25 protein-coding genes are annotated in these 24681 nt (G+C 36.9%); 23 read left to right on the top strand and 2 right to left on the bottom strand.

Annotated features, from left to right (window positions below):
• Positions 1 to 380 precede the first annotated feature (380 nt).
• The 22 genes from RBU59_RS13175 to RBU59_RS13075 all read left to right on the top strand — a co-directional run bounded on the left by RBU59_RS13175 (position 381) and on the right by RBU59_RS13075 (position 20897).
• Positions 381 to 857 (top strand): GNAT family N-acetyltransferase, encoded by a 477-nt coding sequence (locus RBU59_RS13175; protein ID WP_308148319.1) that lies wholly within the window; start codon positions 381 to 383, stop codon positions 855 to 857.
• 166 nt (positions 858 to 1023) lie between these two features.
• A complete protein-coding gene (locus tag RBU59_RS13170) occupies positions 1024 to 1536 on the top strand; it encodes a GNAT family N-acetyltransferase (RefSeq protein WP_308148318.1) in 513 nt (170 codons plus the stop codon).
• 147 nt (positions 1537 to 1683) lie between these two features.
• The gene (locus tag RBU59_RS13165; RefSeq protein ID WP_308148317.1) at positions 1684 to 1845 is read left to right on the top strand and encodes a hypothetical protein; all 162 of its coding nucleotides are present in this window, start codon (positions 1684 to 1686) and stop codon (positions 1843 to 1845) included.
• The gene (locus tag RBU59_RS28790) at positions 1836 to 2021 is read left to right on the top strand and encodes a GNAT family N-acetyltransferase (protein WP_442871704.1); all 186 of its coding nucleotides are present in this window, start codon (positions 1836 to 1838) and stop codon (positions 2019 to 2021) included. The genes RBU59_RS13165 and RBU59_RS28790 overlap by 10 nt, the downstream gene beginning before the upstream one ends.
• 42 nt (positions 2022 to 2063) lie before the next feature.
• Positions 2064 to 2201 carry a hypothetical protein gene (locus RBU59_RS13160; protein WP_308148316.1) on the top strand — a complete coding sequence of 46 codons (138 nt, stop codon included), beginning with the start codon at positions 2064 to 2066 and terminating at the stop codon, positions 2199 to 2201.
• Positions 2198 to 2776 (top strand): hypothetical protein, encoded by a 579-nt coding sequence (locus RBU59_RS13155; RefSeq protein ID WP_308148315.1) that lies wholly within the window; start codon positions 2198 to 2200, stop codon positions 2774 to 2776. The genes RBU59_RS13160 and RBU59_RS13155 overlap by 4 nt, the downstream gene beginning before the upstream one ends.
• A 69-nt stretch (positions 2777 to 2845) precedes the next feature.
• The gene (locus RBU59_RS13150) at positions 2846 to 3619 is read left to right on the top strand and encodes an HAD family hydrolase (protein ID WP_308148314.1); all 774 of its coding nucleotides are present in this window, start codon (positions 2846 to 2848) and stop codon (positions 3617 to 3619) included.
• Positions 3620 to 3659: 40 nt separating this feature from the next.
• A complete protein-coding gene (locus RBU59_RS13145; RefSeq protein WP_308148313.1) occupies positions 3660 to 4448 on the top strand; it encodes a nucleotidyltransferase domain-containing protein in 789 nt (262 codons plus the stop codon).
• 28 nt (positions 4449 to 4476) lie between these two features.
• On the top strand, positions 4477 to 4917 hold the full coding sequence (locus RBU59_RS13140; RefSeq protein ID WP_308148312.1) for a flavodoxin family protein: 441 nt from the start codon (positions 4477 to 4479) through the stop codon (positions 4915 to 4917).
• A 304-nt stretch (positions 4918 to 5221) separates the two neighbouring features.
• Positions 5222 to 5911, top strand: coding sequence for an O-methyltransferase (locus RBU59_RS13135; protein WP_308148311.1), 690 nt, complete (start codon positions 5222 to 5224; stop codon positions 5909 to 5911).
• Between the two features lie 248 nt (positions 5912 to 6159).
• On the top strand, positions 6160 to 7899 hold the full coding sequence (gene kdpA, locus RBU59_RS13130) for a potassium-transporting ATPase subunit KdpA (protein ID WP_308148310.1): 1740 nt from the start codon (positions 6160 to 6162) through the stop codon (positions 7897 to 7899).
• Between the two features lie 11 nt (positions 7900 to 7910).
• Positions 7911 to 9974, top strand: a complete 2064-nt coding sequence (kdpB, locus tag RBU59_RS13125; RefSeq protein ID WP_308148309.1) for a potassium-transporting ATPase subunit KdpB — start codon at positions 7911 to 7913, stop codon at positions 9972 to 9974.
• 13 nt (positions 9975 to 9987) lie between these two features.
• A complete protein-coding gene (gene kdpC / locus RBU59_RS13120) occupies positions 9988 to 10593 on the top strand; it encodes a potassium-transporting ATPase subunit KdpC (RefSeq protein ID WP_308148308.1) in 606 nt (201 codons plus the stop codon).
• A gap of 53 nt (positions 10594 to 10646) precedes the next feature.
• On the top strand, positions 10647 to 13343 hold the full coding sequence (locus RBU59_RS13115; RefSeq protein ID WP_308148307.1) for a sensor histidine kinase: 2697 nt from the start codon (positions 10647 to 10649) through the stop codon (positions 13341 to 13343).
• Complete coding sequence (locus tag RBU59_RS13110; RefSeq protein WP_330698540.1) at positions 13340 to 14056, top strand: response regulator transcription factor; 717 nt, start codon at positions 13340 to 13342, stop codon at positions 14054 to 14056. The genes RBU59_RS13115 and RBU59_RS13110 overlap by 4 nt, the downstream gene beginning before the upstream one ends.
• A 63-nt stretch (positions 14057 to 14119) precedes the next feature.
• Positions 14120 to 15682: a DUF4118 domain-containing protein gene (locus RBU59_RS13105; RefSeq protein ID WP_308148306.1), complete on the top strand. Its 1563-nt coding sequence runs from the start codon at positions 14120 to 14122 to the stop codon at positions 15680 to 15682.
• A 4-nt stretch (positions 15683 to 15686) separates the two neighbouring features.
• Entirely contained in the window at positions 15687 to 16382 is a 696-nt protein-coding gene (locus tag RBU59_RS13100) for a response regulator (protein ID WP_308148305.1), read from the top strand.
• 516 nt (positions 16383 to 16898) lie between these two features.
• Entirely contained in the window at positions 16899 to 17291 is a 393-nt protein-coding gene (locus RBU59_RS13095) for a tetratricopeptide repeat protein (RefSeq protein ID WP_308148304.1), read from the top strand.
• A gap of 149 nt (positions 17292 to 17440) precedes the next feature.
• On the top strand, positions 17441 to 18094 hold the full coding sequence (locus tag RBU59_RS13090; protein WP_308148303.1) for a potassium channel family protein: 654 nt from the start codon (positions 17441 to 17443) through the stop codon (positions 18092 to 18094).
• Positions 18091 to 18783: a potassium channel family protein gene (locus RBU59_RS13085; protein ID WP_308148302.1), complete on the top strand. Its 693-nt coding sequence runs from the start codon at positions 18091 to 18093 to the stop codon at positions 18781 to 18783. Before RBU59_RS13090 ends, RBU59_RS13085 begins: the two co-directional genes overlap by 4 nt.
• 84 nt (positions 18784 to 18867) lie before the next feature.
• Positions 18868 to 20409 carry a TrkH family potassium uptake protein gene (locus tag RBU59_RS13080; protein WP_308148301.1) on the top strand — a complete coding sequence of 514 codons (1542 nt, stop codon included), beginning with the start codon at positions 18868 to 18870 and terminating at the stop codon, positions 20407 to 20409.
• Positions 20382 to 20897: a hypothetical protein gene (locus RBU59_RS13075; protein WP_308148300.1), complete on the top strand. Its 516-nt coding sequence runs from the start codon at positions 20382 to 20384 to the stop codon at positions 20895 to 20897. Before RBU59_RS13080 ends, RBU59_RS13075 begins: the two co-directional genes overlap by 28 nt.
• An 81-nt stretch (positions 20898 to 20978) precedes the next feature.
• Here the strand turns inward: RBU59_RS13075 and RBU59_RS13070 are convergent, their stop codons facing one another.
• Positions 20979 to 21278: a hypothetical protein gene (locus RBU59_RS13070; protein WP_308148299.1), complete on the bottom strand. Its 300-nt coding sequence runs from the start codon at positions 21276 to 21278 to the stop codon at positions 20979 to 20981.
• Between the two features lie 58 nt (positions 21279 to 21336).
• Positions 21337 to 23124, bottom strand: coding sequence for a glycoside hydrolase family 36 protein (locus RBU59_RS13065; protein WP_308148298.1), 1788 nt, complete (start codon positions 23122 to 23124; stop codon positions 21337 to 21339).
• A 232-nt stretch (positions 23125 to 23356) separates the two neighbouring features.
• On the opposite strand from RBU59_RS13065, the gene RBU59_RS13060 reads away from it, so the two are divergent.
• The gene (locus RBU59_RS13060; protein ID WP_308148297.1) at positions 23357 to 24679 is read left to right on the top strand and encodes an ABC transporter substrate-binding protein; all 1323 of its coding nucleotides are present in this window, start codon (positions 23357 to 23359) and stop codon (positions 24677 to 24679) included.
• Positions 24680 to 24681: the final 2 nt, after the last annotated feature.

Genomic DNA, 24681 nt, shown 5'->3' with positions numbered 1-24681 from the left:
CCATTTTTCTTTTTTTACATTACTTTGTCTTTACGAACATGATTATAATCTCTTATTGACAAATAGTCAATAAGAGATTATAAAAATCCGTAGTATTAGCTTATAAATGAAAAAGTGCAATCATAACTGTAGGGGAATTTTATGTTTGTAATCATTAATGGAATAAAAAGGTAGTGCTAATCGGAGTAGTATGATATAGTAAAGGTATTAATTTTATTTAGTATTCTGTAGTATATACAGCATGGGCTAATATTCTTTCAAGAAATGTTGCTGTTAACAGTGGTTATAAACCTTCGTGGGTTGAACTTTCTGCACGGTAATCTGTTGTCAAATTAAAATAATAACTAAACTTGAATTATTATAAAGGAGCGGGAAAGATTATGAGTGATAATGAAATATACATATTTGAGCGAGCATCTAAAAAGGATGTTCAGGAAATGTTAAATTGGAAATTTAACGGCATTTATTCCTTTTACAATAATGATAAAACTCCTGAAAAATTAGAATGGATTAGTAATCTTGATCGTGATGAATCAGCTTTTGTAATAAGAAATAATGGAGGTGAATTAGTTGCCAACTGTTGTTTTACTTATAATAATGATGAGGAAACCTATCTATTTGGTATACAATTAAAACCAGAATTAACCGGAAAAGGATTAGGACGTTCGATTGTTGAACAATCTTTAAAATTTGGAAAGTCAATGTTTCAATTTGAGTCTATTGATTTGTTGGTGGCAGATTTTAATAAACGAGCAATTAAATTGTATACAAACCTTGAATTTACAATAATTGAAGAATTTGATGATAACTGTAATGGCGAAAATGTTCATTTCCTTGTAATGAGGAAATACCTATAAATTCATATAAATATTAAAATGTTAACAGAATATTAGTATCGATACTATCAATTAATGTATGTATAGAAAAGTCTGGAGTTACTAAGGGTGATATTTGTATTCACAGTACTGAAAAAAAGATTTAGGATTTAGGATTTTGATTGCAGATTATTAATAGGAGAAAAACATGGACATAAAATATCGAGTACCTGCATCGGACGAGATGAAAAAGGTGAGTAAACAGATAATGATTAGCTATAAGTCAGCCTACAAAGAATATATGGCGGAGGAGTATTTATCTTCGATGGAAGAAGATTATTGGCTGCCAATATTGCAAGAGAGTATACTTAAAGGGGATACCTGCCTTATTGCAGAACATAGTGGGAAAATTGTTGGAAGTACTGTATTTAGTATAACTTCCGGCGAAAAAGATACCTATGCAAAATGGCATGCATTTTATTTGTTACCACAATATATTGGTCTTGGTATCGGACATTCATTTTACCAAAGAATTGAGGAAGAAATGATTAAGCATAGATGCAAATTTTGTATTCTTGAAGTATTATCATCCAATACGCGAGCGATTCAATTCTATCTATCACACGGGTTTACTAAAACAGAGAGCTTTACTGTTCAAGAATATGGAATGGTACTTTCATGTGATAAAATGATGAAAAATTTTAATAAATCCGAAGATTAAGAGTAAGGGTTATTAGATAATGAGCTGCACATAATGAGTAAATACTATGTTTTTATTTATCATGGCCGGAGGCTGTATTCATGAAGATTGCATTTTTAGATGTTATATCCGAAGAGGTTATTCAACTTTTCGGAACAAGACGATTTTATGATAGACTTTCTAGGTGATGATAGTGTTTATTATACCCGTTTTAGTAAAAATGAGAATATAAATAATATCTGGGTAACCTACACTGATGACTTGCCATCGGATGTGTTGCTTATCGCAAAAAATCCAAAGATGTCGGTGAAGTTAAACGTATGTTTATAAAGGAGGAATATCGTGGATGCGGAATATTTAAATTATTGCTTGATATGGTTGAGCAGCATGCAAATCAGTGTGGAGACCATACGCTGCATTTGAGCACACGTTTACACTTGAACCTGCAATTACGTTGTACCGGCATTCTGGATTTTCTGAAACATTTCGCAATGGACTTTATGTAGAAATGGAAAAGAAGCTGTAAAGCATTAAGGAAGGAGCGTACCATGGTAAACTCAAAGGAATGGGATTGGAAAGAAGCAGATAAATTATTTTGGACAAATCCATGCGAGGAAAGTTACTACTATGCAAACAAATGGAAAAGGGAAGGTAAAAAAACGAAACCAAAGGAGGTGAATAAGTGAAAAAGGATAGAAACTGGACAGTATTATTTATAGGCGGAGCTTCGGGAATAGGCAAATCGACCATAGCTTATGAAATTGCCAGGTATTATGGTGTTAATGTCTTAGAAGTAGATGATGTTCATCTATCTGTAGAAACGGTTACAACAAAGGAAAGTTTTCCGGCAATACATTATTGGGATACCGGTGCAAATTGGATGGATATCGGAGTTGATGGCAATGTAAACTGGTTAATTGATGTAAGCAAAGAAATGATACCGGTTTTAAAAGAACTGGTAAACAGGCATATTGAAGATAAAGTACCTGTTATTATTGAGGGTGATTTTATCTATCCCGAATTTACAATATCTTTCCATAATCCTGAGGTAAAATCAATTTTTGTGAATGAATCAGACATAAATCAGATATTGCAGAATTATTTAGCAAGAGAAAGCGGCGATCCACAACATTACAGAGCCAAAATAAGTATTGCATATGGCAAGTGGATTGCAGATACATGTAAGCAGAACGGTATTGCCGTGATTGAGTCAAGACCTTGGGGTACTGTTTTAGAGAGAGTCATAAAAAGTTTATTGTGATGCATATGTTTTGGTATCTTGATTTAGGCTTTAGATTATATACAACCGGAGTTGGAAAGCAGGTGAAAGGTGTGGTATGAGATTACGCAAAAGGGCTGCTGCAAAAATACAAAAGAAAAAAGAGAACCAATCAGAATTTGCAGGGAGGATAAAATGACACGGGCAGTAATTTTTGACATGTTTGAAACGTTAATTACGCACTATCATAGTCCATTATATTTTGGGAAACAGATGGCGGAGGATGCAAGAATACCGGAAGATAAATTTCGGTCACTTTGGTCTCCGACAGAATATACACGCACCATAGGGAAGTTAACACTGGAGGAAGTATTGGAAACAATACTAAAAGAGTGTCATTGTTATACCGAAACACTTTTAAAGGAAATCGTAGAGAAACGTATTGCGGCGAAAGAAGAGTGTTTTAGACATTTGCATTCTGAAATAATTCCAATGCTTTTGGCATTGAAGAAAAAGGGTTTTTTGATTGGATTAATCAGTAACTGTTTTTCCGAGGAAGCGGAGGTAATCCGAAGAAGTGAACTATTTCCCTATTTTGATGCTGTTTATCTTAGCTATGAGCAGGGGATTCAAAAACCGGAAGTTGAGATTTTCCAAAGATGTATGGATAGCCTTTTTGTGAAAGCAGAGGAATGTATTTATGTTGGAGACGGAGGCAGTAATGAGTTGGAAGCTGCCGGAAAACTTGGGATGAGGGCGGTTCAAGCCACCTGGTATTTACAAGAGGGAACAACACAACCCTCAAAAAGAAAGCAAAACTTCTTACAGATGGAAAAACCGCTTGATGTGTTGAAGTTTGTAGATATGCAGGCTAATAAAGATTAAGAGAATATACCAAAATTCCATATAAAAGAGGAGGAAACAAATGTATCAACATCATATCGAATCAATAGAAAAAATGAAAAATTATTTTGCAGAGAAAGAAGAAGTGATTGCACTTATCTTCGGAGGATCGGTAGCAAAAGGATGCGAAAGGGAAGATTCCGATTTAGATGCAATGGTTGTTATTTCTGATGATAACTATACAGAGAGGAAATCCCGTAATGCTACCGCTGAGACAATCAATGATTTATGTACCTATGACGGCGGTTATATTGATGTAAAATATATGACCAAGCAGTTTTTAAAGGATGCAGCAGAAAAAGGAAGTGAGCCGGCCAGAAATGCATTTGTGAAAGCACAGGTTTTATTTACAAAGGATGCAGAGATTCCGGATATCGTAGCTAAAATTCCCGTATTTCAGGAAAAAGAAAAAGAGGAAAAGATGCTATCGTTCTATTCTGACTTCTGGTTAAATTATTATTATTTTCTGAAAAGTTGTCCCGTAGATGGTTATATACAGCTTCATGCCACGAATGAAGTGATCTATAGTATATATCGTATGATATTGCAGCAGAATAATATATTATTCCCAAGTAATCGAAGACTTGAAGAATTTGTAGAAAACATTTCATCGGAGACAGAACATCTTGTAAGCCTTGGGAAAAAATTTGCTGCTACCCAGAATATTAAGGATGGAGATGAATTTGTAAATTGTTTCTATAAGTTAGCAGAGTACAAATTCCCGGAAGATATAGGCGTTGTATTATCACAGTATACTACAGATTTTGAGCAATGGTGGAGAGTCCCCAGACCGAATATAAATGAGTGGTAAACTTACAATCTTTTAAGGAGCGAAAAATATGAAAACCGTTATTATTTATTATACTTTTGGCGGTGCAACTAAGAGAGAGGCTGAGCGTTTGGCCAAAGAACTTAATGCACAGTTATACCGGGTCAAGGAAACACATAATCGCAGTTTATTAGGGGCTTTTATCCCTGGAGGTCTTTGGGCTATGCGCAGAAAAAGTGTATCCATACAACCCTTGTCTGTCGATTTGAATGCCTATGATCAAATCATAATTGGTTGTCCTGTATGGGCCGGATATCCGGCACCTGCTTTTAATGCCATCGTGCAGCGACTGCCGAATGGTAAGAGAATAGAGCTCTTTTTATGCTCTGGTGGCGGCGGTTCCCAAAAGAGTGAGTCAGGAACAAAAGCTTTGATTGAAAAGAAAGGATGCACCGTAGCTTCCTACCGTGATATCCATACAGGTGTTAAACCTGGGAAAATGAAAGAATAATTGTATAACGCAATAAAAGTCTGGATCAATAGTTACTGTTCACAGGCAACAAACGCGAAGCGTGTTATTGTACACAACACTGCTGTTTTTTGCAGGGATGTGTAAAGTAACGGATCAATATTTTTATAGGGTTTATTTATTTCTAAATAATTGACATAAAATATAAAAAAATATATAATAATTCAAAACAGATTATCTCGTAAGCGTTCACGTGAGCCAACGCACTATCTAACCTACCTGGTTGGAGAGTGCGTTTTTTGGTCTCTCCATCCGGTAAGATTGAAACTTAAGGAGAGATGTAAACATGAGCAAGAGAAAGGATTTAGTAGCAGAGGGAAGCCAAAGATTGGACAAAAACTTGGATACGTTAGAAAAATACCAAGCTTACATTGAAGACTTATATAATGTAAAGAGCTCCCTGACAAGAAAGGATTTTATTAACAAAACAGGATGGAAAGAGTTTGTACCGGTTGTGGATGATGATGCCGCACGCTTTCTTCAATTGATTTTACAGATGAAAAAGCCAAAGCATATTCTTGAAATCGGGACAAGTATCGGTTTTTCCGCAACATCCATGGCACTCACAGCACGAGAATATGGTGGAACCATCACAACAATCGAATTTGACAATACTGCCGCAGTACAGGCTAGACGAAATTTTGAGCGCTCAGGCGTAGACAATATTATAGAAATCTTATTTGGTGATGCGTGCCAGATTGTTCCCAGCTTTTCGGATGACACATTTGATTTTATATTTCAGGACGCGGATAAACGCCTTTATCCGGACTTACTAAAGGATTGTATCCGGATTCTGAAACCGGGTGGTGTTTTTGTTGCAGACGACGCGCTGTTTCCGGTCATGGAACTTGACCCAAAGTGGAATAATCTCGTTAAGCCAATGAGTAAGTTTAACCGTCTCGTCGCAGAAGCACCCAACTTGGAGAGTACATTACTGCCAATTGGAGATGGAATGATTGTAGCTATTAAAAAGTAAAAATCAATTGATTTAAGTGGATTAAGAACAAATTGAAACATATAACTAATAAGATAAGCAGGCAGGCACTCACAACATGGAGGCCTGCCTGCTTTGTGCTTCCTGAGACAGTGGTTGTTTTAATGTAATTTTAATATTTGCTGTTAGAATTATAACACCTATTTTATATCACCAATGTTATATTAATTACAAACAGGAGAAAGAAAAATTTATTCTGTATTTAGAAAAAAGATCGGAGTTGAAATGAAATGGTGAATGTTATAATTCAATATTCTTTATATCTTCTTATTTTAGTTTTAATAGCCATTCCGCTTGGAAGTTATATCGGGAAAGTTATGAATGGTGAAAAAGTATTTTTATCCAGGATATGTTTTCCGTGTGAAAAATTTATATACCGTATCTTAAAAATTGACAGTACGGAAGAAATGACATGGAAGAAATATGCAGCAAGTGTTATCAGCTTGAGTGTTGTCAGCTTTATAGTATTATTTTTAATTATTTTATTTCAAGGTTACTTGCCGTTAAACCCGGAGGGACTTAAAGGGACCAGTTGGCATCTGGCTTTTAATACGGCAGTCAGTTTTATAACCAATACAAACTGGCAGGCCTATAGCGGTGAATCACAGCTGTCTTATTTTACCCAGATGTTAGGGCTTACGGTCCAGAATTTTGTATCGGCTGCCGTCGGAATTACTGTTTTATTTGCGGTAATCAGAGGTTTTATCAATAAGCAGAAAGACAGGATAGGAAACTTTTGGGTGGATTTTACCAGAACTATTATATATATACTGATTCCACTGTCTCTTTTGGTCTCTGTTATATTGGTGTCACAAGGTGTGGTTCAGAACTTTAAACCCTATGATACCGTACAATTAGTAGAACCCATAACCCTTAAAGATGGAACCGTGGTAACAAATGAAATGGTTCCAATGGGTCCGGCTGCCAGTCAGATAGCGATAAAACAGTTAGGAACCAACGGCGGCGGTTTCTTTGGAACCAATTCGGCATTCCCTTATGAAAACCCCACTGCTTTATCCAACCTGGTTCAGATTCTTTCTATTTTACTGATACCTGCCGCCCTTGTGTTTGCTTTTGGGCGGAATATAAAGGATAAAAAACAAGGTATTGCGATATTCTCAGCTATGATGATTGTACTCTTAATTGCTCTTGCCTGTGTAGCTGTAAACGAACAAACCGGAACACCCCAGCTTACGGCAAATGGCTCCGTAGATATCGGTACGAAGAATCAGGCCGGAGGTAACATGGAGGGAAAAGAAGCCAGACTGGGTATAGCCTCATCGGTTACCTGGTCGGTTTTTACCACAGCGGCCTCCAACGGATCTGTCAATTCCATGCTTGATTCCTACACTCCCCTTGGCGGAATGGCATTGATGCTCTTAATACAGCTTGGTGAAGTTATATTCGGTGGTGTAGGATGCGGTTTGTACGGTATGCTTGGTTTCGCTATCCTGACCGTGTTTATAGCTGGGCTGATGGTAGGGCGTACACCGGAATATTTGGGCAAGAAGATAGAACCGTATGAAATGAAAATGGCAGTATTAGCATGTCTTGCCACGCCGGTTGCAATTTTAATCGGCAGCGGTATTGCAGCCGTGGTACCGGAAATTGCTGACAGCTTAAATAATGCCGGAGCACATGGATTTTCTGAAATTTTGTATGCCTATACTTCCGGAGGAGGCAATAACGGATCTGCTTTTGCTGGATTTTTTGCAGATACGGCATTTATTAATGTGTCACTTGGACTGTGTATGTTGTTTGCCAGATTTGTGCCAATGATTGCAATGCTGGCAGCAGCGGGAAGTCTGGCGAATAAGAAAAAGATAGCAGCAACAACCGGTACTCTTTCTACGAGTAATACAATGTTTGTTTTTCTATTGATCTTTGTTATTTTATTAATTGGTGCATTAAGCTTTTTCCCGGCATTAGCCCTGGGACCGATTGCAGAACACCTTAAAATGCTGGGATAGGAGGCGCTTATATGAAAGAGAATACAATGTTTGATAAAAAAATATTATTACGTGCTTTAAAGGATTCATTTATAAAATTATCCCCTAAAATACAGCTAAATAATCTGGTTATGTTTTTAGTTTATGTTTCAGCCATATTAACAAGCGGATTATTTGTCCTTTCCTTATTTGGAATCAAAGATGCTCCTTCCGGTTATATTTTAGGAATTTCCATTATTTTATGGTTTACCGTTCTTTTTGCTAATTTCGCGGAAGCGATAGCGGAGGGCAGGGGAAAAGCGCAGGCGGATTCCCTTCGTTCAGCAAAAAAGGATGTGGAGGCGCATATAATACCATCCATAGATAGCAAGGATAAACAGGAAGTCATATCGTCGGCTCTTTTAAAGAAAGGTGATCTTGTTATTGTAAAAACCGGAGAACAAATACCTGCAGACGGAGAAGTTATATTAGGTGCGGCTTCCGTAGATGAAAGTGCCATAACAGGGGAATCCGCACCGGTTGTAAGGGAAGCCGGCGGTGACAGAAGTGCTGTAACGGGAGGTACAACGGTAATCTCCGATTGGCTTATTATTGAAGTTACCAACGAAGCAGGTGAAAGTTTTCTGGATAAAATGATAGCTATGGTAGAAGGCTCCTCCAGAAAAAAGACCCCCAATGAAATAGCTTTACAGATTTTTTTAATTGCGTTGTCGGTTATCTTTATATTGGTTACGGTCTCCTTATATTCGTATTCCTTATTTTCATCAAAACAGGCTGATATGCCTAATCCGACTTCTGTTACTTCCTTAATCGCACTTTTAGTATGTCTTGCGCCTACTACAATCGGTGCCTTATTATCTTCTATCGGTATTGCAGGAATGAGCAGATTAAATCAGGCTAATGTACTTGCCATGAGCGGCAGGGCAATTGAAGCGGCAGGAGATGTGGATATTCTGATGTTAGACAAAACCGGTACCATAACCCTTGGCAACCGTCAGGCAAGTGAATTTATTCCGGTAGACGGCCATACTGTTATAGAACTTGCGGATGCAGCCCAGCTGTCCTCTTTACCCGATGAAACTCCTGAGGGCAGAAGTGTGGTAGTCCTGGCGAAAGAAAAGTTTGGTATCAGGGAACGTAATTTAAATGAACTTAATATGGTATTTGTACCTTTTACTGCCGCAACCAGAATGAGCGGGGTTGATATAAAAGGCTGTGAGATACGTAAAGGTGCGGCTGATTCCATGAAAACCTATGTTCAAAGCTTTGGCAATCATTATAGTGAAGAATGTGATGCAGTTGTTAAAAGAATTGCGAACCAGGGAGGAACACCGTTAGTAGTAACAAAAGATCACATCGTATTTGGGGTAATCTATTTAAAAGATATTGTTAAGTCGGGAGTAAAAGAGAAGTTCGCAGACCTTAGGAAAATGGGTATAAAGACCATTATGATTACCGGAGATAATCCGTTAACGGCTGCTGCCATCGCTGCGGAAGCCGGTGTGGATGATTTTCTTGCGGAAGCCACTCCGGAGGGGAAACTCGCCATGATACGTGAATTCCAGTTACAAGGCCATTTAGTTGCTATGACAGGAGACGGTACCAACGATGCTCCGGCACTGGCTCAGGCAGATGTAGCAGTTGCCATGAATACGGGCACACAGGCGGCAAAAGAAGCCGGCAATATGGTGGATTTGGATTCCTCTCCGACGAAGTTAATTGAGATTGTCAGGATTGGTAAGCAGCTGCTTATGACCAGAGGAAGCCTTACCACATTTAGTATAGCAAATGACCTGGCTAAATATTTTGCTATTATACCGGCATTATTTGTGGGGTTATATCCGGAATTATCCGCTTTAAATATTATGAGGTTGCACAGTGCGGAAAGTGCGGTATTTTCGGCAATTATCTACAATGCACTTATTATAATTGCATTAATTCCTTTGGCCTTAAAAGGAGTACGGTACAAGGAACTGCCGGCAGGTAAACTTTTGTCCCAGAATTTACTCGTATATGGCCTTGGCGGAATTATTACGCCTTTCCTGTTCGTTAAGCTGATTGATCTGATCATTGTGGCAACGGGACTGGTTGGGTAGAAAGAGAGGAAATATGAATATAATAAAACCAATATTATTAAGAGCTGTTAAAATGCTTTTTATTATGACTTTATTGTGCGGAATTATTTATCCGCTGTTGATTACGGGAATTTCACAAATATTTTTTAAAGATAAGGCTAACGGTAGTTTGATTCAGGTAAACGGCGTAAAATATGGAAGTGAACTTCTGGGACAGCAGTACACCGGGGATAACTATTTATGGGGAAGAATCATGAATATAAATACCGGACTATTTACAGATGCAGAAGGAAATGCTTTAATGTATGCAGGACCATCCAATATAAGCCCGGCAAGTGAAAAGTATCAAACCCTGGTTGAGGAAAGGGCAGATAAAATCAGGCAATCCAATCCGAACGGCGCTATGGATAAAATACCGGTAGATTTAGTTACCGTCTCCGGAAGCGGAATGGATCCTCATATCAGTGTAGCAGCGGCGGAGTACCAGATTAAACGGATTGCCAAAACCCGTAATATGACGGAAGATGAAGTCAGAACTATTATTGATCAATATACAACCGGCAGATTTGCAGGAATATTTGGTGAAAGAGTTGTAAATGTTCTAAAAGTTAATCTGGCATTGGACGGGATTTTGAAGTAAATCCTTCAGTAAGTGAAAATCCTGATATAATCAGTCAGAAAGAAGGCGGCTTGATGGAAGATAATTATCGTAATCCCGACATATTATTAAAACAAATAGAGGAAAGTGAAGAACAGCAGGGAAAAGGCAGGTTAAAAATCTTTTTCGGATATGCAGCAGGCGTAGGTAAAACTTATGCCATGTTAGAATCCGCCCATGAAGCAAAAGAGGCCGGACTTGATGTTGTAATAGGATATGTAGAACCTCATACCAGGCCGGAAACCATGGAATTAACCAATGGCCTGGAGATGTTATCCACCCTGACCGTGAATTATAATAATATTAATCTTTTTGAATTTGACCTGGATGGAGCTCTAAAACGGAAACCACAGCTTATACTGGTGGATGAGCTTGCACACTCGAATGCAGCCGGGTGCAGACATGAAAAGAGGTATCAGGATATTCAGGAATTGCTTAAGGCGGGAATTGATGTTTATACAACAGTAAATGTCCAGCATCTGGAGAGTTTAAATGACGTAATTGCCGGAATTACGGGAGTTATTGTAAGAGAGCGAATACCGGATTTTGTATTTGATAAGGCAAATCAGGTAGAATTAGTGGATATAGAACCCGAAGAATTATTAGAACGGCTGAAGTCAGGTAAAATATATAAAGATAAACAAGTTAAAAAAGCACTCAATCATTTTTTTACCATTGAAAATTTGGTTTCTCTTCGTGAAATTGCACTGCGGAGAATGGCGGACAGGGTAAATCTGATACAGGAAAAATCATACAGCGGAGTAAAAGAGGCAGAGGGAATAGTAATGGAGCATATCCTGATCTGTTTGTCGCCCTCGCCCTCCAATGAAAAGGTAATACGACAGGCAGCCAGAATGGCAAATGCATTTCATGGCAAATTTACTGCCTTTTATGTTGAAACCTCCGGTTTTGCAGAAATGTCAAAAGAGGATTCTGTACGTTTAAATAAGAATACCAGGCTGGCAGAGCAATTAGGTGCTAAAATCGTAACTTCATACGGAAGTGACATTGTGGAACAGATTGCGGCGTATGTCAAGGTTGCAAGAGTTTCAAAAGTAGTATTAGGAAGAACCTATACAAAAAGAATGTTATTTTCTGTAAAGGAGAGTTTTTCGGAACGGTTATCAAAACTTGCCCCACAGTTGGAGATATTTTTAGTACCGGATGCTTTTGATAAAAAATACATTATAAAGTCAAAAGTCCCCAGGAATCGATTAAAAAGTGAAATCGTATTGATTGATAGCATAATTTCAGTGGGGATTATGGCTGCTGCAACGGTAATGGCATATTTATTTCGGTATTTAGGTTTCAGCGATGCCAATATTATTATGGTATATTTGCTAAGTGTATTATTTACCGCCTTGGCAACAAAACTGAGAATATGCAGTGTAATTTACAGTGTTGCCAGTGTTTTTGTATTTAATTTCTGCTTTATTGAGCCCACATTTACCTTTACGGTAAATAATACGGAATATATTATAACCTTTATTATTATGTTCGTAACTGCTTTTATAAGCTCTTCCTTAACACAAAAGGTGAAAAATCATGCAAAACAGGCTGCAAAAAAGTCTTACCGTACGGAAATCCTTCTGGAAACCAGCCGCAGGCTGCAAAAAGCTGATAAACCGGAAGATATCATTATCCATGCGGCAGAACAGTTAGGAAAACTGTTAGAGAAGAATATCTATATTTTCCTCGGTAATCCGGAAATTAATAAAGAACCTTTTATTTTTAAATTTCATGATGACGCGGTAAATATCCTGAATAAGGAGGAACTTGCCGTTGCCCAGTGGACTTATAAAAATAACAAACATGCCGGTTTTTCCACAACTACATTACCGGGTGCCAAGTGCCTGTATCTGGCAGTCCGTAACAGTGAAAAGGTATTTGCGGTAGTCGGTATAGATATGGAGAGAAAAGAAATTCCCGCATTTGAAAAAGATATTATGAGCGCAATTTTAAATGAGTGCTCCCTGGCTCTGGAAAAAGAAGAATTGGCAAGGGAGCAGAAAGAAGCGGCGATTAAATTGCAGCAGGAACAGTTAAGAGCCAATCTTTTACGTTCCATATCCCATGATTTACGGACACCGCTTACCAGCATTTCGGGAAATGCTGGAGTCCTGATAGGTAATGCGGATAAAATAAGCAGTGATCAAAGGCAGAAGTTGTATGTGGATATTTATGATGATTCTATGTGGTTGATAAATTTAGTGGAAAATTTATTGTCTGTTACACGGATTGAAAATGGCACCATGAATTTGAACTTACAGGCTGAGCTGTTAGAAGACGTTATATCAGAGGCATTAAAACATATTAACAGAAACAGTATTGAACATCATATACAGGTTGAGGAAGAAGATGATCTTCTGGTTGCTAAAATGGATGCAAAATTAATAATGCAGGTTATAATTAATTTAGTGGATAATGCAATTAAATATACGGAAAAAGAATCCGAAATCTGCATTAACACTAAAAAAAGGAATAATGAAATCATTGTAGAGGTGACGGATAATGGAAGCGGAATAGCAGATGATCAGAAAGAGAAACTGTTTGATATGTTTTATACAGTGAATAATTCTGTTGCAGACGGCCGGCGCGGTATGGGACTCGGACTTGCCTTGTGTAAATCCATTATTAATGCACACGGCGGTGAGATCAGTGTATTTGATAATATACCGAAAGGAACCATATTTCGGTTTACTCTAAAAGCAGAGGAGGTAATATTACAATGATGAATGGAAAACCGAACATTTTAGTAGTGGAAGATGATCCGCCTATCAGAAACCTCATAACAACAACCCTGGAGACCCAGAATTATAAATATATCACGGCAGCCTCCGGGGATAAGGCTTTGTTTGCGGCTGCATCAGGAAAGCCGGACATTATTTTATTGGATTTGGGACTTCCGGATATGGATGGTGTAGACGTAATCAAAAAACTGCGCTCCTGGTCCGTAATTCCTATTATTGTAATAAGTGCCCGTAGTGATGATAAAGATAAAATACAGGCATTGGATGCCGGGGCGGATGACTATCTTACGAAACCTTTCAGCGTGGAAGAGCTCCTTGCCAGGCTGCGTTCTACCTTAAGAAGAATTCAGTATTTAGAAGCAAGAGGAGCTGTGGAAGAATCCGTCTTTCATAATGGAGAACTAACCATTGATTATACCTCAGCCACCGTAAAATTAGGGGAGAGGGAAATTCATCTAATGCCCATGGAATATAATCTGTTATGCCTTCTTGCTAAAAATGTAGGAAAGGTTTTAACACACCATTATATTCTGGATAAAGTATGGACCAATGCAATAGAAAGCGATTTGTCTTCCCTTCGAGTATATATGGCATCTTTACGCAAAAAAATAGAAAAAGATAAAACGGAGTCCAAATATATACAGACACATATCGGGATTGGATACCGTATGATTAAAATTGATGGTGATAAGTAGAGAAAATTGTTATTAAACCAAATTTCCTTTAATATCTGTTTATAATAGGCGGTGTTGATATCAATGAGAAATCATTCAATAAATAGGGCTAATGATAAAATATTAGATTTGACATTAAGCGGTAAAACTAAAAAGCAAAATACTTTAATAAAGCTTGTAATTATGGTATTTATCATGATGATATGTACCGGGATATCAATGATTTTTTTTCACATTAAGATGTTTGAATCTAATATTGTGATGATTTATCTGTTGGGTATACTTATTTTTACCTATTTGGCTGAAAGTTACATTTATAGCTTAATTTCTTCCGGCTGTGGAGTGCTGCTCTATAATTTTTTCTTTACAAAACCATATTATAATCTAAAAGTACATGATCCGGATTATATCATTACTTTTATAGTAATGTTTATGGTAGGATTTATTACCAGTATGCTGACCATCAGGTTAAAAAAGGAAAGACAGCTTGTTGAAGTACGGGAAAAGTATATAGCTTCCCTGTATTATATTGAGAAGAAATTACTGGATGTTAAAAGTATAGAAGAATTAGCGGAAATTTCTGCAAAAGAGATGTCAAAGCTATTGAATGCGGATGTACTTGTGCAATTCAATCATTCTAATGGGGAACTGCTTTATAAAAGTGCCAGTGGTAATGACAGCTTTCTTGGTGTTATTGACCAGGCAGCCTGCTTAGAGACATTTCAGTCTGGAATTCCAAGTGGTTATGGAACTACACTTTTTTCTGACGCAAGTGCATTATACAAACCGATATTGAGTCAAAGCGGAATTTTGGGAGTCATAGGTATTTCCTTGAGAAAGGATTCCATTCGAAGTCAGGACCAATTTACATTTGCCGATGTCATAATACCGCAGATAGCTGTTGTACTGGAACGCCAGAAAATATCCGAGGAGCAGCATAAAGTACAAATTGAAATGCAAAAAGAACGTTTACGGGCTGATATGTTACGTTCCATTTCCCATGATTTTCGGACCCCTTTAGCAGGTATTATGGGGTTAGCTAGTACAGCACGGGATAATTATGAAAAGATCAGTGACGAAATCAGGAAAAATTTTTTACAAAGCATATACGAAGATGCAGACTGGTTAAATGAGTTAGTAGAAAACATCTTACAGACTACACGTTTTGATGAGGGCAGAGTAAAACTTAATTTTGAGGAAGAGGCGGCCGAAGAGATTATCTCGGATGCTGTAGCACATGTAAAAAAACATGCTCTCAACTACAATATTTCTGTAAAGATACCGGAAGAAATCCTGTTAATAAAAGTGGACGGAATATTAATAAGACAGGTTTTAGTAAATCTTATAAATAATGCAATAAACTATTCTCCTGAGGGAAGCGATATTATAGTATCACTGTACCGTGATTCAGACCGGGTTGTTTTTGAAGTGAAAGATAACGGACCCGGCTTTTTGACGGATGACTTATCCCACGTATTTGACCGGTATTATCATAACACGAAAAAAAACGGAAACCGAAAAGGTATGGGACTGGGACTGCCGCTTTGCAAATCGATAATCGAAGCACATAATGGAAGTATATCGATTAGTAATTATGAACCGCATGGAACCATTGTGAGTTTTTATATCTTATCAGAAATGGAGTAAAACTATGGAACCGCTTATTTTAATTGTTGATGACGAAAAGTCAATAAGGAGCTTTCTTAGAGTATCAATTGAGATGCAGGGATATAAGTGTATGGATGTCTCGGATGGTTCCAGTGCTCTTATGTTAGCGGTATCACAGAATCCTGATATAGTAGTATTAGATCTTGGACTACCGGATATGGACGGGGTTGATGTAATAAAAAAATTAAGGAAAGTTTCCCAGATTCCAATTATAATTATTTCTGCCAGGGGCCATGACAGGGAGAAGATTGAAGCACTTGATGCCGGTGCGGATGATTATCTTACCAAGCCATTTAGTGTACCCGAATTACTGGCCCGTATAAGAGTTATCTTGCGGCATAAAAGTTATGCGGTTATTCCTGACATAGAGGTAAATTCAAGTTTCAAAATTAAAGACTTGATCATTGATACGGATAAGCACAGAGTCTGGATTAACGAACAGGAAATACGGTTAACCCCCAATGAATATAAGGTGCTGGTTTTATTAGCCAGGAATCAGGGAAAAGTACTTACGCATAAGTATATTGCGGAAAATATCTGGGGAGGTATGCTGTCAAGTGATACGAAATCACTGCGGGTATGTATGGGTAATTTAAGGAGAAAACTTGGCGAAGATCCATCACAGCCGGAATATATCATAACAGAAATCGGTGTGGGGTATCGATTGGTAGATGAATAAGTAAATAAATATAGTATAAATATAAGGGCTGTTGCTAATTCTGAAAGATTTAAACTTGTGCCTGGAATACAGGCTGATATCACTCAAGTTTATAATATAAGAATTATGTCACGGCCTTTTTTTATGCAATAGGAAATTGCGTCCTATTGCATAAAAAGCCCGACCGGCAGGATGCACATGAACACGCAAAAGGATAATATCCTTTAAGGAAGATGTCACCGAAGTGACAGCGCGTCAGCGCTAGAGTCTGGTAAACCAGACTCTTTCTTATGCAAGTAAGATATTGTGCCGGATTTTTTATCTAAATATTATTTCATTAACAGAATACTTACACAAAACTTATACGAAATGTTTTATTCTTTACTTATTAAAGAAAAGAGTTTTGCAAAGTGAATTATTCAGCTGAAAAAAGTGAAAGAAAATATTAAAAAGAAAGGATGCCACGGTATATTCTTTCACTCATTTTTATTTGTGGCAGTCCCACAGAAAGGTAAACGGGATGTAATGGTGTAAACTATGTATGATTACGAAATGACAGCAGGTAAATTGCATATGTATATGAAAGAGGTAATCAGTTATCTTAAAAATAGACAGTATGAAGAGTCATATAAACTTATAATGAAAGCGATTAATAGCGATCCTAATGCTGCGGAACCTCATAATCTTCTGGGAATCTGGTATGAATTCAAAGGAGACAATGATTTAGCCAGGAAGCATTACAGAATCTCATATGTGCTGAATCCCACATATAAACCAGCCAGTGTTAATTTGGAACGGGTCAGTACCCTGTTTCCATATAAAAATATTGAGGTTGATTTTGGTGATGAAAATAATGATATAAGTAATCAAGGAACAAAAGGGACACCTTTAAAAGGAGGTAACCTTGCTAGTAAGTCCCCCGCTTCTTAGCCGAGGGTATGGAGTGGTTAGGGATTATTTGTTTTCAGCCGGAGTTTATACACCAGCTGTAATAACTGTATAGCAGGTATAAGGTTAGAGCCGGGTAGCGTAGCGAACATAAGAATATCCGCTTTGACTTAATGTGTGGAGGATGATATATGTATATAATCATAATTGGCTGCGGAAGATTGGGCAGTAATCTGGCGAAAGAATTATCGGATGATGGCAATGACATTTGTGTTATCGATCGCGATGGAGATAAATTAAATACTTTGGGCAGTGGGTTTAATGGCAGGCGTATCAAAGGAATTGAATTTGACAGCGACAAACTGCTGGAGGCAGGTATAAAAAAGGCGGATGCTCTTATAGCAGCTTCACCGGATGATAATATAAATATAACAGTATCGCTGATAGCGGATAAAATATATACAGTACCTAAAATAATAGCCCGAATAAATGATCCGGACAAAAGCTATTTCTATAATAAGCTCGGTATTTCTACCATTAATCCGATTCAGTATGAAATTGAGATACTAAAAAGTCAGCTGCCAAGTGAAAGTTTAGATATAATTTCAACATTAGATAATAATTATGGAATTATAGAGCTTCTTGTAGGAAAAGAAAAAGATATTACCGTAGTTAATATTGAAGATAAATTCCACTGCATCATATCAGGCCTGATGAAAGACGGAGCAGTAAGTCTTCCAAAAAAAGATGACCGGATAAATAAAGGGGACCGGATTTATTGTACGGTTCATAAAAATGATAAGGAAAAGTTAATTAATTATTTATGCAAGGAGATATTCCTATGAAGACAATTATTATCGGCGGAGGGAAAATAGGTTATAACCTCCTTAAAACATTAAAAGAGAGAGGATATGAAGTAACTCTCATCGAGCGGGATAAAGACATATGTATAAAAATAGCTGAAGATTATGATGCGGATGTAATCTGGGGAGACGGTACGAAATTAGAGGTATTAAAGGATGCAGGTATCGAAGATGCAGAAATTATCGCAGCTGTTACGGGGACGGATGAAGAAAATCTTGTTATCTGTCAGATTGCAAAATTAAGTTTTAATACGAAAAAAACAATTGCCCGTGTTAATAATCCTAAAAATACTATCATGTTTAAAACTCTGGGTATCGATAATACGGTTTGCAGCACGGAAGTAATAGCAAGTTTAATTGAGTATTCATTTGAGAAAGAGGATTACAGAATTATCAATACTTTTGAACGTGGTTCCATGATTTTAGCGGAATTATCTATAAACAAACCTAATTTATGGTGTAACAGAATGGTAAAAGATTTAGTTTTACCAAATGAATGTGTACTGGTCTCTATACTAAGGGATGAAAAAGTAATATACCCCAGGGGTGATACCTGTATTTTACCTGATGACAAAGTAGTGATAATGACCAATAAATCAATTTTATCAATTATTGTTGCAGAGTTATATGACGGAGGTAATAAAAGATGGACTATATCAAAAATGAAATAAAAGGGATTATATCTGAACTGGGTTCGGCTGCTTTTTATATTTTTGTTATCTTTGTAGCGGCCGTAATCATTATGAGGTGAGATTATGAACAAAAATAGACAAAGAACTTCCAGCATAGGTATCATATGTTACTATACCGGATACATAGTTCTTATCGTAGCCGCATCTATGAGTATACCAGTTGTTACATCTATATTATTCAAGGAATGGAATCCAATGTTGGATTTTATGATTACTGGTGCCATAACAACAATTATCGCCTTATCATTGATTCTGTTCGGAGCGGAATTTAAGGACAGCAGGCCAAATTTTGGATGGAAGCATGGTTTTGTTATTGCTGCATTATCCTGGATTATCTTAACTTTTTTATGTGCGATTCCGTATCGGTTAAGCGGACATACAAACTCATTTTTAGATGCCTGTTTTGATGTAATGAGTGGATTTACAACAACGGGGTTAGTTCTTACGCAGGATTTGGATCATCTTTCCAATGGCTTAAATATGTGGAGACATATGTTAACTTTTATTGGCGGGCAGGGAATGATTGTTCTGGCGCTTTCTTTTTTAACAAGAGAAATCGGCGGAGCTTATAAAATGTATGTTGGAGAAGGAAAAGATATTGAATTGGTGCCTAATGTAAAAGGCACTGCCAGATATATATGGAAAATAAGCCTGGTATACCTTATAATCGGTACGGTTACCTTGTGGATAATCGGTATGTTTATTGGACTGAAACCTGTATCGGCATTTTTGCATGCACTGTATATGTTTGAATCCTCATGGAGTACCGGAGGATTTGCCCCTTATACCCAAAACATTATGTATTATCACAGCATATTATATGAATCGGTTACTATGATTATATTTATACTGGGCTCATTTAACTTTGGTCTGCATTATGCCATATGGCAGGGTAAAAGAAAGGAAATAGTAAAAAATATAGAAACCCAAAGTTTCTTTATAACATCATTTATAGCCTGTATGCTGGCATTGATTGGGTTATCGAAACTAAATGTGTATCCTAATGCGGTGGCAGGTTTTAGAAGAATTATTTTCAATGTAGTCTCAGCTCATACGACAACGGGATTAGGTTCTATTTATGCCAGACAGTTTGCTTTGGAATGGGGAGATTTCGGGGTTCTAATTATGATAATTGTTATGCTGATCGGCGGTTCAGCATGTTCAACGGCAGGTGGATTTAAAGGACTAAGGGTAGGTATCGTTTTTAAAGGTCTGATTATGGATGTTAAAAAACTGCTTACATCGGAGCGAAGCATGAAAGTGTATAAATATCATCACATAAAGGACCATATGTTAGAAGACGGTTTAATTAAGTCTTCTGCAACGATCATATGCTGTTATATGGTTACATTTACCATAGGCACCATGATTGGAACATTTTATGGGTATACATTAGCAGACTCCGCATTTGAATCCGCTTCCGTTACCGGTAATGTCGGATTGTCTATAGGTGTTACTACGCCTTCTATGCCGAATTTTATGAAGATCTATTACATTATTGCTATGTATTTAGGCAGGTTGGAGTTTCTGTCCGTATTTGCCTTAATAGGTTACATTCTGGGAGGTGTTAAGAAAACATGCATAAGATTATTACAGCGGGCCTAGTTTTTTTAATTTTGACCAACTTATTTTCCATAACGGCATGGGCAGAGGATGTGACAAAAATAAATGATTTAATCGAAAATGCCAAGGAGATGGACGGACAGAGGGTTACTGTTTTTGGGGAAGCGATTGGGGAGCCTCTTAATAGAGGAGAATATACCTGGATAAATATTAATGACGGAACCAATGCACTCGGTATATGGATTAGTAAAAATGAGGCAGAGCATGTTATTCACTATGGGAATTACAAATATAAAGGAGATATGGTTAAAATAACAGGTGTATTCCATAGAGCCTGTATAAAGCATGGCGGTGAAGCAGATTTACATGGCAATTCATTGGAAATCGTAAAATCAGGGCACCCTGTAAAGGAACAAATAATACCGGTAAAAATAATCAGTAGTATTATATTAACCGTTTTAGCTTTCATAATAGTAGTAATATATCAGAAAAGGTTAAGAACCAAATACCAAGCGCCCAAGAACCTATGAAAATGAACTTGTAGATTTACGATAAGCAGGCAGGCATTCAAAACATGGAGGCCTGCCTGCTTTGCTGATTTTTAGGTAATCTTATTTATTTTGTGCTTCCAAAGTGGATAAAATCTCACCGGAAGAGGCTGTATTTTGATCAGCCTGTTGCACAATGGAGGTTATTTCGGTTTGAATATTTATAAAATTCCATGCTGCTTGTGTAATTTTTTTCATATTACTGTCTAATATTTGGTTCGCAGCATATTCTAAAACTTCATTGATACTCTTGTTGTTTTCATTTACTTTCCCGTTCATTTCATCCGTCTTTGTATGGTATTCTTCATATTGCCGAAAGATAAAGTCTCCTCTTTTATGGACCTGGACATCTGTTGGGGTCATAATAATGCAGTTTTTTATACTGACGCTGACAATATATTTTGGTGTCCTTGCATATGGATTAAAAAATTTTATTTATTTGCATTGAGCCGCCTGCAGAGTTGAGAAAAGAATATAGACCTGGTGTGATTTTTTCTTCTTTTCTGCAGATTTCATCTCCAAAACAGTCAAGACTGGTAATTTGATATGTCCCAGATTCAGAGAATTGAATACAAATTTGTTTTTCTTTGCAACCATTTAAAATCCAGTATTCGTTAAATGACTCGTTAAAAGGAAGCTTAATCAATACATTACTAATATAATAAGCGATAATACATATTTTATCATAACAACTTTGAAGGACTGGATAAAGTGCTAATGGTGATTGAATTGAAAAAATTCCTTCTTGCAGGACTTTGCAGTTGGAAATTGAAAACTTCAAATAATGTTGTAACACTTTGTATTGCTTGTCATTTAATGAATTTAGTTTAACAGATATTTGAAGATTCCCAAATATACAGTTGATGAGCCGAATGGCAATATCTTCAGGTGATTCATTATGGTGCCACATAATCATGTCAGAATGAATGGCAGTATTTCCGCTGATGAGTTTTAAATCGGTAATTCCAATGCGGTTTGAGACAGACGATAAAGGACAATCTCCAACACGAAATATATTACCAAATCTACGCATTTGTGGGCCGATATAATTTTGACGAAATTCGATCATAATATTGGGCTTGATAGCTCTTAGTGTCTTAGAGATCTCTAACATTAGATGGTAAACAGCATCTTGAATTTCGTGAAAGTCCATGTCACGATTGTATTCAGGTGTATCTGTATACTCACGAAAAGAATCAATGAAATCTAATTTTAATCCATCTAAATTCCATTCTTCTAAAGCAGTTTTATACAAAGTGATTAAATAGAATCTTACCTGAGGATAGCGTGGATCCAAAACGCCTGCTTGGAGAGTTGAATCAAAATGAAGTAACATATTACTATATTCATTCCATACACTGGAATACTTCCCTACGAAAGCGACACTGTACCACAAGAGGCATTTCATTCCGAGTGAGTGAATATAATCAACATGTTTTTTTAAGTCAGGAAATTTTGTTCTCTCACTTTTCCAATCTCCACAAAAGCCATAACCTCTGTTATTGTCTTCCGTTTGCCAGCCATCATCTATAATGACGGTTTTCATTCCTAAATTCGCAGCTTGCTGATATTCACATCTTAACAATTCATCAGTCATATCTTGGTGGTAGGAATACCAGGTAGAGTACATAGGAAGCTTGGTTTCTCGAGGTACACACATTGGTTTATCAGGCAGGATAGAGTCCCACCAGTTAGAAACATTTTCTAATACTTGATGAAGAGGTGCATTAGTAGTATCAATACGACAGGTTAAATCGTAAATATTGGTTTCTGGAGATAAATAGATAATAATATCTATATAGATTTCACCAGTTTCTTCATGAACACCAGCAAGAAGAAAAGAATCTTGATTTACATTACTTGAGGATACTGTAAAACAATTATTCTCCTCTTGATTAAAAAAAGTAACAACAGGAGCGGAATGGCTTAGGTTAATTTGGTGTAATTTAGCCCAATCACCAATTAAATTTTTCTCAAAAGCAGAATCAGGACGCCAAATACCAACGATGTATAAGGCCGGCGCTTCTAAATGGAGATGAACAAGAGGCCGATTTTTCATTGGAAACTGCTGCAGAGCATTGAGGTTTCCTTGAATGGATTCGTTGTATCGAAAATCAAAGAGATATTCAGATATTGTAGAATTAGTTTCAACAGAAGAACTAGTTAATTCAAGTTTATTCGTATTACATATAATATTTGTTAGTTTCATTTTTGCCTCCGTTTAGTAAAAAAGTAAATGATTTTATGTTTACAAAACTAACACAAATAAAATAAAAAATCAATAGTTTAGTAAATATATTATTGAAAATAGTTAAAATAATAAGGTAAACAGCAAAAATATTGTTGACAATAGTAAAAAATTGTGATAATTTTGATTTATAAAACAAATGGCTGTATGTTAGTAAAATAAAAAAAGTTTACTAAAAAGAGAGGATAAACATATGAAAAAGAAAATAGTTTGTATTATGGTGACTTTATTGGCTGGAATGGCTGTTCTTACAGGATGTGGAACGGAGAAACAGAAAGTTGTAACTACATCTTCAGAAAATAGTGATCCTGTACAAGATGGAGATGTAGTAGAGATTACATATACTTCGAGAGGTAATGCAGAAGAAATAACTGTATATCAGCAAGCTGTTGATGCGTTTAACAAAAGCCAGAATAAAATACATGTTAACTTTGAAGCATCTCCAAGTGATGGTTATAGTCAACAGCTGATTACTCAGTTGGCTGGAGGGACAGCTGCTGATGTTATTTTTGTTGAGGATACTATGATTAGCCAGTTGGTGAAAAATGGTACAATAGCCGGTATGACAGACTTCCTTGCAAGTGCTGATTCTTATGTAAAAGAAGATGATTTTGATGAAAGTGTATGGGGTGCAGCTAAGAATGGTGATGAAATCTATGGATTATCAGTAGATTGTAATCCGGTAGTTATGTATTATTCTCCATCAATGCTGGCAGAGTTAGGCATTGAAGAACCTCAGGAATTATTTGAAAAGGGTGAGTGGACATGGGACAATTTTGATAAAATCTGTTCTGCACTTCAGGAAAATGGCAAAAGTGGAATGATTCAGTCTGGGGACAATATTCGATTATACAATTGGGTATTTGCTAACGGTGGATCAGTATGGGATGGTGACACTTACAAATTTGATGACAAAGCCAAAGAAGCTTTTAAATATGTTTGCGAAAGATTGAAAGACGGAAGATTTGTTTATGGCGGAACATTACCAAATGGACAAGGCGAAGATGCAATGTTTATGTCGAATCAAACGGGTTTTATTGTAGCAGGACGTTGGCTTACAAAAACATTTTATGATGAAGGCATTGATTTTGATTATATTCCATATCCCTCTAGTGATGGTACGAAATATACACCGGCACAGGTATGCTGTGGATACTTATGTATCAATGCGAAATCAGAGTATGCAAAAGAAGCTATGGAGTTTGCTTCATTCTATTGCGGAACGCAAGGACAGAAAGCAAGAATTACAGGTGTAGGCACCTCTGTTCCATCGGTAAAAACATTGGATGAATTAATTCGGAGTTCTGAAGTTCCAGAGCATGTAGAACATATCTTGAATGTACGTGCAACTGGTTGGACAATGGGTGATAAAACTGTAAAAGATGGTTTATATCCAGGATTCAGCGATGCGACAAAATCTGTTTTTGAAGAGGCGTACATTAATGGTACGAATCCAGAAGAGGTTTTGGGAAAGGCAGAAGCAAAAGGAGCCGAAATCATAGCAGTAGAGCAGTAAAT

Origin of the sequence: Anaerocolumna sp. MB42-C2 (assembly GCF_030913705.1) — a bacterium.
GTDB lineage: Bacteria > Bacillota > Clostridia > Lachnospirales > Lachnospiraceae > Anaerocolumna.
The sequence above is the reverse complement of the archived record's forward strand: the minus strand, read 5'-3'. Positions and strand labels throughout refer to the sequence as shown.